The 13796-nt window shown below is 36.9% G+C and carries 15 protein-coding genes; 5 read left to right on the top strand and 10 right to left on the bottom strand.

The annotated features are described in order from the left end of the window. Positions 1 to 76: 76 nt before the first annotated feature. The 3 genes from pyc to MKY30_RS21685 form a co-directional block, all read right to left on the bottom strand. Positions 77 to 3517: a pyruvate carboxylase gene (gene pyc, locus MKY30_RS21675; RefSeq protein ID WP_341085355.1), complete on the bottom strand. Its 3441-nt coding sequence runs from the start codon at positions 3515 to 3517 to the stop codon at positions 77 to 79. After that, the gene (ftsW, locus tag MKY30_RS21680; protein WP_147209653.1) at positions 3514 to 4698 is read right to left on the bottom strand and encodes a putative lipid II flippase FtsW; all 1185 of its coding nucleotides are present in this window, start codon (positions 4696 to 4698) and stop codon (positions 3514 to 3516) included. The genes pyc and ftsW overlap by 4 nt, the downstream gene beginning before the upstream one ends. A gap of 357 nt (positions 4699 to 5055) precedes the next feature. Further along, on the bottom strand, positions 5056 to 5337 hold the full coding sequence (locus MKY30_RS21685; protein WP_077601049.1) for a YlaN family protein: 282 nt from the start codon (positions 5335 to 5337) through the stop codon (positions 5056 to 5058). A 490-nt stretch (positions 5338 to 5827) separates the two neighbouring features. On the opposite strand from MKY30_RS21685, the gene MKY30_RS21690 reads away from it, so the two are divergent. Next, positions 5828 to 6274: a hypothetical protein gene (locus MKY30_RS21690; RefSeq protein ID WP_341085357.1), complete on the top strand. Its 447-nt coding sequence runs from the start codon at positions 5828 to 5830 to the stop codon at positions 6272 to 6274. Between the two features lie 133 nt (positions 6275 to 6407). Here MKY30_RS21690 and MKY30_RS21695 read toward each other — a convergent pair whose 3' ends face one another. After that, positions 6408 to 6680 (bottom strand): hypothetical protein, encoded by a 273-nt coding sequence (locus MKY30_RS21695; RefSeq protein ID WP_339282425.1) that lies wholly within the window; start codon positions 6678 to 6680, stop codon positions 6408 to 6410. A gap of 152 nt (positions 6681 to 6832) precedes the next feature. On the opposite strand from MKY30_RS21695, the gene MKY30_RS21700 reads away from it, so the two are divergent. After that, complete coding sequence (locus MKY30_RS21700) at positions 6833 to 7036, top strand: YlaI family protein (RefSeq protein ID WP_147209657.1); 204 nt, start codon at positions 6833 to 6835, stop codon at positions 7034 to 7036. 111 nt (positions 7037 to 7147) lie between these two features. Here MKY30_RS21700 and MKY30_RS21705 read toward each other — a convergent pair whose 3' ends face one another. After that, entirely contained in the window at positions 7148 to 7456 is a 309-nt protein-coding gene (locus MKY30_RS21705; protein ID WP_147209658.1) for a YlaH-like family protein, read from the bottom strand. A gap of 155 nt (positions 7457 to 7611) precedes the next feature. Here MKY30_RS21705 and MKY30_RS21710 point away from each other — a divergent pair, with 155 nt between their 5' ends. Then, on the top strand, positions 7612 to 7785 hold the full coding sequence (locus MKY30_RS21710) for a DUF5325 family protein (protein WP_186813573.1): 174 nt from the start codon (positions 7612 to 7614) through the stop codon (positions 7783 to 7785). Here the strand turns inward: MKY30_RS21710 and MKY30_RS21715 are convergent, their stop codons facing one another. Together MKY30_RS21715 and MKY30_RS21720 are read right to left on the bottom strand one after the other, a co-directional pair. Further along, positions 7786 to 8592, bottom strand: coding sequence for an inositol monophosphatase family protein (locus MKY30_RS21715; RefSeq protein WP_147209659.1), 807 nt, complete (start codon positions 8590 to 8592; stop codon positions 7786 to 7788). 162 nt (positions 8593 to 8754) lie between these two features. Beyond that, entirely contained in the window at positions 8755 to 8943 is a 189-nt protein-coding gene (locus MKY30_RS21720; protein WP_341085358.1) for a hypothetical protein, read from the bottom strand. A gap of 240 nt (positions 8944 to 9183) precedes the next feature. Between MKY30_RS21720 and MKY30_RS21725 the strand changes: the two genes are divergently transcribed. Beyond that, complete coding sequence (locus tag MKY30_RS21725) at positions 9184 to 9807, top strand: YktB family protein (protein ID WP_147209661.1); 624 nt, start codon at positions 9184 to 9186, stop codon at positions 9805 to 9807. Between the two features lie 29 nt (positions 9808 to 9836). Here the strand turns inward: MKY30_RS21725 and MKY30_RS21730 are convergent, their stop codons facing one another. Genes MKY30_RS21730 through MKY30_RS21740 form a run of 3 tightly spaced genes read right to left on the bottom strand, consistent with a single transcriptional unit; the run spans position 9837 to position 11971 of the window. Next, positions 9837 to 10106: a UPF0223 family protein gene (locus MKY30_RS21730; protein ID WP_147209662.1), complete on the bottom strand. Its 270-nt coding sequence runs from the start codon at positions 10104 to 10106 to the stop codon at positions 9837 to 9839. 2 nt (positions 10107 to 10108) lie between these two features. Continuing rightward, positions 10109 to 11071, bottom strand: coding sequence for an NAD(P)H-dependent flavin oxidoreductase (locus MKY30_RS21735; RefSeq protein WP_147209663.1), 963 nt, complete (start codon positions 11069 to 11071; stop codon positions 10109 to 10111). Positions 11072 to 11089: 18 nt separating this feature from the next. Next, complete coding sequence (locus tag MKY30_RS21740; RefSeq protein WP_341085361.1) at positions 11090 to 11971, bottom strand: polysaccharide deacetylase family protein; 882 nt, start codon at positions 11969 to 11971, stop codon at positions 11090 to 11092. A 160-nt stretch (positions 11972 to 12131) separates the two neighbouring features. Between MKY30_RS21740 and MKY30_RS21745 the strand changes: the two genes are divergently transcribed. Next, positions 12132 to 13670: a glycine betaine uptake BCCT transporter gene (locus tag MKY30_RS21745; protein ID WP_341085362.1), complete on the top strand. Its 1539-nt coding sequence runs from the start codon at positions 12132 to 12134 to the stop codon at positions 13668 to 13670. Positions 13671 to 13796: the final 126 nt, after the last annotated feature.

Consider the following 13796-nt stretch of genomic DNA (forward strand, 5'->3'; position numbering starts at 1 on the left):
GTATTCTATTCGTCATATAATCACTCCTATAACATTACAACACCCCTGGCAAGCCTGCCAGGGGTGTTTATTTTGCTTATTCAAATTCGATTAATAAATCATTTACTGCAATAGAGTCTCCTGCCTGGACATGAATTTCTTTAATCACACCATCTAGCGGCGCCTGTACAGAGGTTTCCATCTTCATTGCTTCATTTGTCATTAGATGCTGTCCTTTTTTAACAGTATCTCCTTTTGCGCAATGAATTTCAAGAACCGTTCCCGGCATTGTTGCCCCTACATGATTTGGATTTGATTTATCTGCTTTCGGGTTCGCTAGAATAGCAGACTCTATATTATTATCACGAATCGTGATCTCTCTGGATTGACCATTTAATTCAAAATAAACAACACGTGTACCGTCTTCTTTTGGTTCAGAAATAGTAACTAATTTAACAATCAATGTTTTACCTTTTTCAATTTCTACTTCAATCACTTCACCAAGTTTCATTCCATAAAAGAAAGTCGGCGTATCTAATACAGACATATCACCATAGGTGTTCAAGAAATCTTGGTAATCTTTGAATACTTTCGGATAAAGTGCATTAGAAATTAAATCATGGCTGTTAACCGGACGATTCAATTCATTATACAGCGCATCACGCATCTCTTTAAAATCTACATCCTCTAACAACTCACCAGGTCTGACCATAATAGGCTCTCTATCTTTCAAAATCAGTTTTTGCAGTTTTTCCGGGAAGCCTTGATATGGTTGTCCAATGTACCCTTGCGCAAATTCGATTACAGAATCAGGGAAGTCAATGGATGCACCTTTTTCATAAATTGTTTCCTCATCTAAATCGTTTTGCACCATAAACAGTGCCATATCCCCCACTACTTTAGAAGATGGAGTAACTTTTACAATATCTCCAAACATATCATTCACTTTACGGAACATATCTTTTACTTCATTCCAGCGATCACCAAGTCCGACAGCCTTTGCCTGCTGCTGCAGGTTACTATATTGTCCACCCGGCATCTCATGGTGATAAATTTCGGTATGCGGAGCCTTCATACCACTTTCAAAATCTTTATAGTACTCCCGGACACCTTCCCAGTACTGTCCAATTTCCTCATATTTCTCGATATTCAGCTCCGGCTGGTATTCCGTTCCATCTAATGCATAATATAGTGACTGCGCACTTGGCTGTGATGTCATTCCAGACATGGAACCAACAGAAACATCTACTGCATCCACACCTGCTTCAATTGCTCTTGAATATGCATAAACACCGTTTCCGCTTGTGTCATGTGTATGCAGATGAATTGGAATATCCACTGTTTCTTTTAGAGTGCTGATCAGCTGATACGCTGCTTCCGGCTTCAGTAATCCTGCCATATCTTTAATTCCCAGAATATGGGCACCTGCAGTTTCTAATTCTTTTGCCATATTTTTATAATAATCAATATCATATTTCTTTCTGCCTGTATCTAAAATATCACCAGTATAGCAAATAGCAGCTTCCGCAATTTTATCTGTTTTACGCACATTATCAATTGCTACCTGCATGCCTTCTACCCAGTTTAAGCTGTCAAATATTCGGAATACATCTATACCAGCTTCAGCGCTCTTTTTCACGAATAATTCAATAACATTATCAGGATAGTTCTTATATCCAACCGCATTGCTTGCACGCAGCAGCATTTGGAATAATACATTCGGCATGCGTTTTCTCAGCTGCAGCAACCTTTCCCAAGGGTCTTCTTTTAAGAAACGGTATGCCACATCATACGTTGCCCCGCCCCACATTTCTACAGAAAATAGGTTTGGAAGTAATTTTGCTGTCGGCTCTGCAATGTGAATTAAGTCATTTGTACGTACACGTGTAGCTAATAATGATTGATGTGCATCACGAAATGTCGTATCTGTTAATAATACCTGTTTCTGTTCTTTCAGCCATTTTGCAAGCCCTTCAGGACCGCGTTCATCTAAAATTTGTTTCGTCCCCGGCTGTATCTCTATATTTTCAGTGTTAGGAATAAACAATTTATCAAAATCCGGCTTTTCTTGTTTTTCAGCACCATCCACACCATTTAAAGTCGTATTTGCGATATACGTCAGCATTTTGGTTCCGCGGTCACGCCGTACCGGGAATATAAATAATTCTGGTGTTTTATCAACAAAAGTCGTATCATATTCCCCTGATAAAAATTGCTCGTGAAGCATAACATTTTCAAGGAATGGAATATTTGTCTTAATTCCTCTGATACGGAATTCCTTTAAGTTACGTACCATTTTAATTGTTGCCTGTTCAAAGTCAAGAGCCCAGGTAGAAACTTTAACTAATAATGAATCATAGTGAGGTGAAATAATTGCTCCCTGATATGCATTTCCGGCATCCAGACGGACACCAAATCCGCCCCCACTGCGGTATGCATTGATTTTTCCTGTATCAGGCATGAAATCATTCAACGGATCCTCAGAAGTTACACGGGATTGAATAGCGTATCCTTGCGTTGTAATTTTGCTTTGTTCCGGTATGCCGACCTCTTTATCGTGCAATCCAAAACCATCAGCAATTTTTATCTGTGTTTGAACAATATCAACACCAGTAATCATTTCAGTGATTGTGTGCTCCACTTGAACACGTGGATTCACCTCGATAAAGTAAAAATCATTATCAGTTACAAGAAACTCAACTGTACCTGCATTAATGTAGTCAACATTTTCCATCAAGTCTACAGCTGCCTGACAAATCGCTTCTCTTAAATCATCATTTAGCGACAGGCTCGGGGCAACCTCAATTAATTTTTGATGACGCCGCTGTACGGAACAGTCTCTTTCATATAAATGAACAATATTCCCTTGCTTATCACCAATAATCTGTACCTCAATATGCTTTGGGTTCTCAATTAATTTTTCAACATAAATTTCATCATTGCCAAAGGCAGCCTTTGCTTCTGATTTTGCGCGGTCATATGCATTTTCCACTTCATTTACATCCTGAACAACACGCATTCCTCTTCCACCACCGCCAAGCGATGCCTTAATAATAATTGGGTATCCATGCTCGTCTCCAAAAGCTTTTACCTCTTCTAAAGATTCAACCGGACCATCACTTCCCGGAATAATCGGCAATTTGGCAGCCAGAGCTTGTTCTCTCGCTTTTACTTTATCTCCGAACATATTTAAATGTTGGCTGTTAGGACCAATAAAAATAATGCCCTCTTCTTCACAACGTTTTGCAAATTCAATGTTTTCAGAAAGAAATCCATAACCTGGATGGATAGCATCCACATTTACTTCCTTTGCTAAAGCTATAATTCCTTCAATATCCAAGTAAGCATCGATTGGCTTCTTCCCTTCACCGATTAAATATGCTTCATCCGCTTTAAACCGGTGAAACGAAGCAGAATCTTCGCTGGAGTAAACAGCGACTGTACGGACATTTAACTCCGTACAGGCGCGAAATACACGTATAGCAATTTCTCCTCTGTTTGCAACTAATACTTTATTAATCTGCTTTAAGTCTGTCATGCTTTACCACCTCTGTATGAATTAATAGATTTTCTTTGAAATAAGCCAGATTTGGGTGCCAGCTCTTCCTTTTCAATTTCTTTCTTATTAACCTGCATAGCTATATTGTTAAGAATTCCCATGGCTATCATCATGAACAATAATGAAGATCCTCCATAGCTAATAAATGGTAAGGGAACACCAGTAATTGGCAGAACCCCGCTAATGGCACCTAAATTAATAAAGGTTTGAATTCCTACCATTGATGCAATTCCAAGTGCAAGCAAGGATCCAAAACTATCCTGGCACTTTCTTGAAATATATAGTCCTCTAAAAACAATTGTTGCCAATAGACCTAAAACGATGGCCACACCTACAAAACCAAGCTCCTCTGCAATAATGGCCATAATAAAATCTGTATGACCTTCTACCAGAAAGCCAAGTTTTTGAATACTCTGGCCTAGCCCTTCTCCTGTTAATCCTCCATTACCAATTGCAACATACGATTGAATTAATTGATAACCGTTTAAATCCGGAGAATTAAATGGCTGGTAGGCTCCTGTAAAACGGGATAATCTTTCCTCTGTTACCATATTCGGAATTGCAAACGCCAGTAAGACCAGTCCAGCAAAAACCAGAAGAAACAGATGCCTCCATTTAATACCAGAAGCAAAAATCACGGAACACGCCATTAGAAAAATGATGGATGCTGTTCCGATATCAGGCTGCCCTACAATCAATCCAAGGACCAATGCAGTGATTATTAGCGGAGGCAATACACCTTTACTAAATTGGTCTAAGTATGCCTGCTTTTTAGAATATATAGCAGCCAAATAAATAATTAAGCCGAGCTTGGCAACTTCAGCAGGCTGTAAGCTGAATGGGCCAAAACGAAACCAAGATCTTGCATTATTTACTGTATCTCCAAAGAAAAGAACAGCTACCAGTAATACAATACAAGCTATAATGATTAGCTTCATCAATCGCTGGTAAGTCTGGTAAGGCAGGAAAGATATGATGGCAAAACCGATAAGCGCAACAATAAAGAATATTGACTGTCTTATAAGATAATAATTGCTGTTAAAACCATCTACAACAGCTACTACCATACTTGCACTATATACCATTACTACTCCAAAACCAGCTAATAGAATTGGCGCAATCATCAATGTGAAATCGAAGTGTTTCCAATTTTTTAACATTATATTTTTCTCCCAGTCATTATGTAAGATTAAGAGATTTTTAACAGTATATCATAATATCTATAGAGCTGTTATTATTTATCTCTCTTTTGCCAGTATACATTTTTTAACATATTTTAAACAATAGCGAGCTCTAAAAGATTTAAAAAGAGCTTCAAAACTTTAGATTATAAGCTTCAAATCTCTTCTTGGGCTAACTTTTGTTACAGATGTCTTTATTTGTAATGCTTTTTTTGAATACGCTTTAAGCTGTCCTTATGTTCTGCGCTGCCTCCTGTTATACTATAAAAAAACCTTGCCGCTCTTTCAATTGGCAAAGTTTTATTTTAGTACTGTCACAGTTACAGGCAGTTATAATCACAATGTGCTTTGTGAGGCCTCATGTAGTATATTAAGCTTTTTCTCCAGATTTCCTAATAGATTTCGTCCCTCTTCTTCTGTAATTAATTCTAGGCGAACGGCAAAATCAATCTCTCTAGATAAGCCAAACATCTGTGTATCCAGTACGTCCTCATATACAGGACATTGTGGCATTGTTAAATTTTCTATCTGAACCTCGATTAAACGAAGTATCTTTTCAGCATCAGCTTTTAAAAGAGCGTGGGCTTTTTCACGGTGATTAATCGTTACATCAGGCATCAATATAATCCCCTCCGCATTTATCATTCTTGATATAATATTATCGCTACAAGCGCAAAAATGCAAATCTAATTTAAGTATATTATTAAAATTACTCTGTTTATATCCTATTAGTACGTATTCAAAAAGTACAATGAAAAGGACCAGTCGATCAGGAAAACGTCGTCCCGGGGAGCAATTGCTCACCCCATCAAAAAGCTCATCAGCGCACTTTGCACGTGTTGTGGCGGCTTATGCGTTACCCGCATTGCAGGTGTTTTTAGTAAAAAATTCTCTTATCACCGCGTCATTTTTACTGGATTTTTTGAACATCCTCTTTTATCCAATCTAAAATAGATGAAAGTAACTCCAATCTTTGCTATTGTTATAAACAGAAAGAATATGCACTGTACTTTTGATGAAGAGCGGGTTTATTCTTCATCCGTTCTCCCGCATGAAGCTTTCTCACATCACTGTACATATTGTAATTAATTTAGGGGGATAAGATAACATGATTGTAATGATTAAAGGAAATGTCGGGTACCCTATCACACTTGATCCTACTGTATGGATTTTTGATGATAGAAAAATTGAACTGGAAAAAGCTTTTATAGAAAGAGAAGTAAACAAAGACAGTGAATCCATTTTTCAGAAACCTCCCGTTAACAGAAGCATCTCTAAAATGGAGGGAGAAGAATACTTAAAGAACAGTTATGTGATCCCATTACATGACTTTCTTAATAATGCTGAACCTAAGGCTAATGCTAAAGAAGCCGAATTCATTAAAAACAATGGAAAAAATGAAAAAATATCATTAGAAGATGCAAAAAACGGCTACTTACTTTTCTCTCAAAAAGGTAAGCCCCTGCGTGAAGATGGTCCTGTACACTTTTATTATAAAGATGGCTCTAATCAGGATAATCCGATTAAACACATTAAGGAAATTCATATACACTAAATTATAGTTTTCCTTATATATTATTTTAAAGCTTCTGCAGAGAAACATTTTTGCAACACGTACTTTATGTAATAATTAAGCCTGCCTGCTGAATGCTGATAGTTTAAGCAAATTAGCAGGCAGGCTATTTATATTATTCATCTTCCTTGGACAGCTGATACATTTTATCCTTTTTTTCGTTGTAATACTGCACTCCAAATTGTGATCCTTCTGAAACCATTTTAGCATTTTCCAGCTGATCTAATTCTTCATCTGAAGACTCATCAGGTTTTCCCGCATTTTCAAAAACTCTCAGCGTACCTGAAACTGATTTTAATTTTTTCCGTTTTTTTCTATCTGACAATAATACCCCGGCAACTCCTGCTCCGACTGCTCCTAACGCTGATACAACATATCTTTTTTTCATATAATCACCCTTTCAAGATTCAGGCATTTACTTTAATTATATGATTCCCACTTTTCACCTTTTCAAACTTTGATTATTTAAATTGGTTTTAAAATTATGCTATACTAATAAAAGATATCGTTTTACTATTTTTGTCGAATTGGGGTGAAAAAATGCAGGTTAAATGCACCATATGTGATAAAGTAGAAGAAATAGAAAATGATTCGCCACATGCAAAAAGATTACGTAACCGCAGAAAAAATATTCATTTATGCACTCCATGCTATAAACGCATTGAAGAGAATACAAAAAAAAGGCTGGATACAGGTAAGTTTCGTTTCTACCAGGAAACAAAGAAAGTAGATGACTACTTATAACCCGTCGTAAATTTTTTTATCAGCTAAAAAAGCAGAGATCCCAAAATGGATACTCTGCTTTTATTATTGCGTATACAATATGCCAGAAATTCTTGCTGTAATCTGTGTACGTTACGAGCTGCTTTCCTGTACATCTTCCCGATTTTTTCTTTCTCGATGCAATCGAAATCGATAAATTCCCAGTACAAATATTATAATAACTAAACACTCCACGGTAGGCATTCTCATTACTGTTGAGAAGATTGTTACAACGAATGTACCAATCATCAATAATATGTATACAATCATATTTTTTAAGACCGGGAGCTTCTTAGCAAAGCCCAATTGATAAGCTATTGCTGAAAGAATTAAATTAATTACATAAAAAATCCAAAAGATATGCTCTGTTCCATTCATTTTAAGGATATACTCTAATACCATTATTCAAACGCCACCTTATCTTTACACTCCCTTTATCATACTAAAAGTGCTTCCATATGACTAGAGAAAAATATAAAATTATATGTCTGTTTTTTGAAGTTCTCCGCGCTATCCTTTATACTATTCTGTGGACAGATAATAAAGGCGGTTGAAAAATGAAAAAATTAGACATTCCAATGCTGTTATTAGCATTTCTAGTAGTTCTGCTATTTATTTTAGTTGGGCTGGCTATTGCTTTCCGAAGTGTTTGGGCTATCATTTTATGTATTATATTGGCATTTTCTACATTCGGATTTGCAATGTCTTACAAGAAAAAAAGGAAGGGATAATTATTTCCTTCCTTCCTTTATGAATTCTACGATAGATTGATGAATTGCCGGATTTGCAACTAAAGAAGATGATCTTTCCAAAGGATTCCAAGGATTTCCGTCAATATCTCCTGCAATACCGCCTACTTCTTCATTTAATATAATTCCTGCAGCTACATCCCACGGTGAAAGACTTAAAGCAAGATAAGCATCTTGAACTCCTTCAGCAATATACGCCAATTCTAATGACGCCGAACCGTGTGAACGTGTTCCTCTCACCTTGCGCACAAATTTTTGCATCACTGGATAATCTACCAGTTTATTCTCGCATAACCAAAAATGGTTCATACCGACAATAGCTTCTTCCAGCTTTTTCTCCTTGTCCAGCGGCGCTAATTTTGTATTATTTTTAAAAGCTCCTTCTCCACGTTTAACATGATATAATACATCACCCATAACATCATAAATAAAACCAATTTCACCCACGCCATTATGTAAAATACCAATAGATATGGCGAAAGTTCTCTTTTGATGGACAAAATTCATTGTTCCGTCAATCGGATCGATAATCCAAATTGTTCCATCAACTTCAGATAATGTATCTCCATATCCTTCTTCACCGATAATATGATGTTCTGGATAATATTGATGAATACGGTCTACAAAAAACTTTTCCGTCTGTTTATCGAGAACAGTTACTAAATCATTCGGATTTGATTTTGTTTCGATACCCAGCGGCTCATCCATATGTTCACGAATTAAATTTCCTGCTTCATATATCCAATTCTTTGCTGTCTCATAAATTTCTTGTCTTTGCTGCTGATTCATTATACATCGCCTCCAAAAACTTCAAGTAAGCTTATTTTATCAAACTCCTGTCCATTAGACCAATCCTAAACTTTTTAGTCAGAGTTTTTATCAACAAATAACCCTAATACGCCTCTTTCTTATATAGAAAGCTGCACTATATTAGGGTAAGCTAATCTCATATTAATCCATCAGAGCCATCCATTGTTCACTAAGCTGCTTTAATCTCTCTTTGGATTTAATTATTTGTACAGTATCCTCACCCTGCATAGCCTCGTACAATGTTGCCAATTCATAATCAATCTCTAATTTGATGACAGGGAGACGTTCTTCTGCTTCTTTTCGCCGGAGAGCTTCCATAACATATTTCATCCTATCACTCCTTAACGTGAAAACATATTGATTACTTTCGTTTCATGTATGTGCTATATATTATGATTTACAGAATAAATTGTTCACCTAAAATAATAAAAACAATTTATTGTTATCTGTCTATTCCCTCTATTTGATGAATTAAAACCTGCTTCTGGTCCGGCTTGACTTCTTTCTACAGATAAAGAATAATAATCTATATCAAAAAAGGTATGCAACATTAAAGAAAGGGTGTCATTTGTGAAATTACATCATTTTAATAAAAAAGATTTCCAAACATTTTTAATCGATGGCTTAGACGAGCGTATGGAAGCTATCCAAAATAGAATACAGCCAAAATTTCAGGCGATAGGTGAAGAGCTCGTATCATATTTATCAGAAAAGACTGGTCAAGAGCTATATTTACATATTGCAAAGCATGCACGGAGAACTGTCAATCCGCCGAAAGATACCTGGTTAGCCATTGCTGATAACAAGAGAGGCTATAAAAAACATCCTCATTTTCAGGTTGGATTATTTGATGATCATTTATTTATTTGGCTTGCACTTATCTATGAATTACCAAACAAGCAAAAAATTGCACAGAACTATTTAGACAGCTTTACTGAAATAAAAAGTCTTCCAAAATCATTTGTTGTCTCACTGGACCATACAAAAAAAGATTCTATTTCGTTAGAAGAGTTATCTCAAAAGGATTTAGAACGTTTCCGGGATGTAAAAAAAGCCGAGTTCTTAATTGGTAAGCATCTTTCTTATGATGATCCTATTTTACAAAACGATAAGGAGCTGTTCACCACCATAACAAAAACATATGAACAGCTGCTTCCTCTTTATCAATTAGCAATAGACAGCAGAGATGCATAAAAATAGCCCCTAAATTTTAGGGGCTATTTTTATGCCATGGTTATCAATGCTTCTTCCGACTCCCTTGCTTTTTTCACAACATGGTAGCTGGAATATCCGGAAGACCGTTTAAATTCCTCAAACAATTGCTTTTCTCTGCTTTTCGAAGGAACAATTTCCTTAAAACGACGATATAGATGAAGGAGGTCTGTACGTCTGACTTTTTTCTCGTATGCCTGTTCAATTAAAGAGAAAAAGTTCACTACATCAATAATTTCCTGCGTCGACCACGTCTCATCCATTGGATATGCGTAATTCATTTTTACACCTCTTTACTCCATTTTTCCCGAATCTGATCCGCTTCATGTATAATGGAGCTTATTAAATCTTCCACGCTTAAAATTTGATGAATACGGCTGGCCCCTTGGCCAGCCCATCCAAAACCTGCCGATTCCTCACCTGACTGAATATATTTTTGATTTACCTCTCCACTAATATAATCTTTTAACTTCTCATAATTATTCCCGTACTTTTCTTCCAAAGAAAGAATATTTTCTGTAAAAGAACTGCGTAATGCTCTGGCCGGAGTTCCTAACGAACGTTTTATCACAACAGTGTCTCCTTCATCTGCAGACAAAATCGCTTGTTTATAATTTATATGCGTGTGTATTTCCTTTGTTGCAATAAACCTTGTTCCCATTTCAATTCCCTCTGCACCAAGAGCAAGTGCGGCCATTAAGCCTCTTCCATCAACAATACCGCCAGAAGCAATTACCGGGATTTTAAGCGCATCAACGACATGCGGCGTTAAAACAATGGTACCTGTATCACTTCTGCCCAAGTGACCTCCACCTTCTTGTCCAACGACCATCACTGCATCTGCGCCTAATTCCTGGGCTTTTTGAGCCTGCCTTGAGGATGCTACCAAGACAAGTGTTTTTATGGAGGAATTTTTTAACATATCTAAAACACCAGCCGGGTTTCCGCCAGTAATAGAAACTACTGGGACTTGTTCATCGATGGCAACCTGCACCATGTGTTCAAATTTTCTGCCGTGCTGCCCAATTGCAAAATTTACACCAAACGGCTGAGTGGTCAGCTGTTTTACCTTATGAATTTCTTTTTGCAGACTTTCTGGAGTCGGTAAGCTCATCGCAGTAATTTGACCAAGCCCTCCAGCATTACTAACTGCTGCTGCAAGATCAGCATAAGCCAAATATGCCAATCCGCCCTGAATAATTGGATATTTAATATTTAACAGCTTTGTAATTCTCGTTTGGAACACAGTCTCCCCTCCATCTTTTTAGTCTATGGTTTCAATTAGATCTGGATCAACAATCTCATAGCCTTGTTCTCTGAAGCCGTCAATTACATCACCTAACGCTTCATTTGTCCATTCCCGGTCGTGCATAAGAATATTGGCGCCAGACCTCAATAAAGAGTGCTCCTCTCCAATTTCAGGAGCTTCTCCGCTAATCAGAGCTTCTTTCAGCTTGTCTGCATCTTGATACGGCTCAAAATAATCAAAACCATACGTCCAATTCATTAACACCATTCCTTCTTGCTCAACTACTTCACGAGAATGATCTGTATTCATCCCATGAGGCGCTCTGAAAAAAGCAGGCCGTTCCCCAATAATTTCTTCTACACGATCATTCACTGCTATAATTTCCTCTGTCTGCTCCTCTTCAGAAACATCAGGCAGCACCACATGCGTATTTGTATGATTTCCTATTGGAAAGCCCATTTCATAAATTTTTTTGAGCTTCTCTGCTCCTTCTTCGTCATCAATAAAATGACCATTAACAAAGAATATAGCCTTTGCATCCTTTTCTTTCAATGTTTCCGCCATCTCTAAAGCATTCTCATCAGGTGCATCATCAATTGTTAACAGTACTACCTTTTCCTCCGCATCATCAATAGGTTCTATTGATGATGTTTCTTCGGATATGTAATATTCCGGCTCTTTTTCTTCTGCCGCTTCGTCCTGTTCTTTATCTTCACCTGTTCCCTCAGACTGTGCAGATGCATCGTTTTCGTCAGTATTTTCTTCTGCTTCTGTGTCTTCTGTTTGGTCCTCCCCTTGCTCGCCGGTGCTGTCTTCATTATCATCACCAGAGCTGCACGCAGAAAGAACTCCAATGACAACAATTAACATAAAAATAACACTGCTTTTCCTTAACATTCTACAAAAACCTCCACGTTTCATAATAGTTTACTAGTTTTATTATAGGATAATATGTTACAATGAGCAATCGTACGGCTTGCATAGAAAACATAGAATAGCGCGTTTATTTCTTAACATTATGGGTATTTTACTAAAGAGCAGTCAGGAGGAGTTATTAGTGAAGAAAATAACAAATGTTTTCTGGATTTCGACAGTAATCGTACTTATTTTTATCATATGGGGAGTAATACCGTCCAGTATACTTCCAAATGCTAATTTAGATAATGTTACAAGTACAATTCAATCATTTATTGTAAGTCATTTTAGTTGGTATTACTTAATTGTTGCCACAATGTTTATCGGTGTTTCTTTTTTCTTGATTTTTTCGAAATATGGACTGATTAAATTAGGGAAACCGGAGGATAAGCCAGAATTTACTTATATCAGCTGGTTCGCTATGCTGTTCAGTGCAGGTATGGGTATCGGGCTTGTTTTTTGGGGTACTGCCGAGCCAATATTACACTTATTCGATAATTCACCTTATGGAGAGCTTGGAACAACTGAAACAGCTATGGTAGCTATGCAATACAGCTTTTTCCACTGGGGATTTCATCCGTGGGGGATTTATGCAATTGTCGGCTTAGCACTGGCATACTTTAAATTCCGGCATAATTCTTCAGGATTAGTAAGTTCCATATTAGTTCCTCTTTTCGGTGATAAAGTTAAAGGAAAATGGGGAACAGCCATTGATGTATTAGTTGTATTTGCTACTGTATTTGGTGTAGCAACATCATTAGGTTTTGGAGCCATTCAAATCAGCGGAGGTATCTCCTACGTTTTTGGTATTGACTCCGGCATATTATTACAACTGATTATTATTTTAGTCGTAACAGTATTATTTATTATTTCTGCTTTGAGCGGTGTCAATAAAGGCATTAAAATTCTCAGTAACGCAAATATTGTACTTGCAATTGCTTTAATGTTCCTTATATTAGTTTTAGGCCCAACAGATTATATTTTAAGCTTATTTACAAATACAGCAGGAAACTATATTCAAAACCTTCCCAGCATGAGCTTAAGACTGGATGCCTTTGGAACTGGGAATACAGAATGGATTAACGATTGGACTATCTTTTACTGGGCATGGTGGCTGGCTTGGGCTCCATTTGTGGGAACATTTATAGCCCGTGTTTCCCGAGGACGTACAATTCGTGAATTTGTCATTGGTGTTTTACTTGTACCTACTATTTTTGGCGCATTATGGTTTACTGTTTTTGGCGGTACAGCGATGTATTATGATTTACAAGGAACAACCAATATCGCCGGCCAAATTTCTCAATTCGGGGAAGAAGTAGCATTGTTCTCATTGCTTGAAAACTTCCCGTTAGGAACTGTACTTTCTTTAGTTTCTATTTTATTAATTGCTATATTCTTTATCACATCAGCAGATTCGGCAACATTTGTACTTGGTATGCAGACAACAGGAGGTAGCTTATACCCTCCTTATCAGATTAAATTAGTATGGGGAGTTATTCAGTCAGCAACTGCTGCTGTATTGCTATGGCAAGGCGGACTAAATGCATTACAGACTGCCTCTATTATTGCGGCATTGCCATTCTCCATTATTATGATTTTAATCGTATTCTCTCTGATGAAAACACTAAAAGCAGATGCAGCTAATATAGAACGAAAAAAAAGAAAAAGTTTAAAATCATAAATAAGTTAATAAAATGCAGAAAGCTTTCCTTGAGGCTACGGTAAATAATACGGAGTCCAAGGAGAGCTTTTACTATTTATAATCTTTTAATCTTTTTGCAACAAAAAAACTTATCATTTTACAGAA

The organism is Oceanobacillus sp. FSL W8-0428 (assembly GCF_038004405.1).
GTDB lineage: Bacteria > Bacillota > Bacilli > Bacillales > Amphibacillaceae > Oceanobacillus > Oceanobacillus sojae.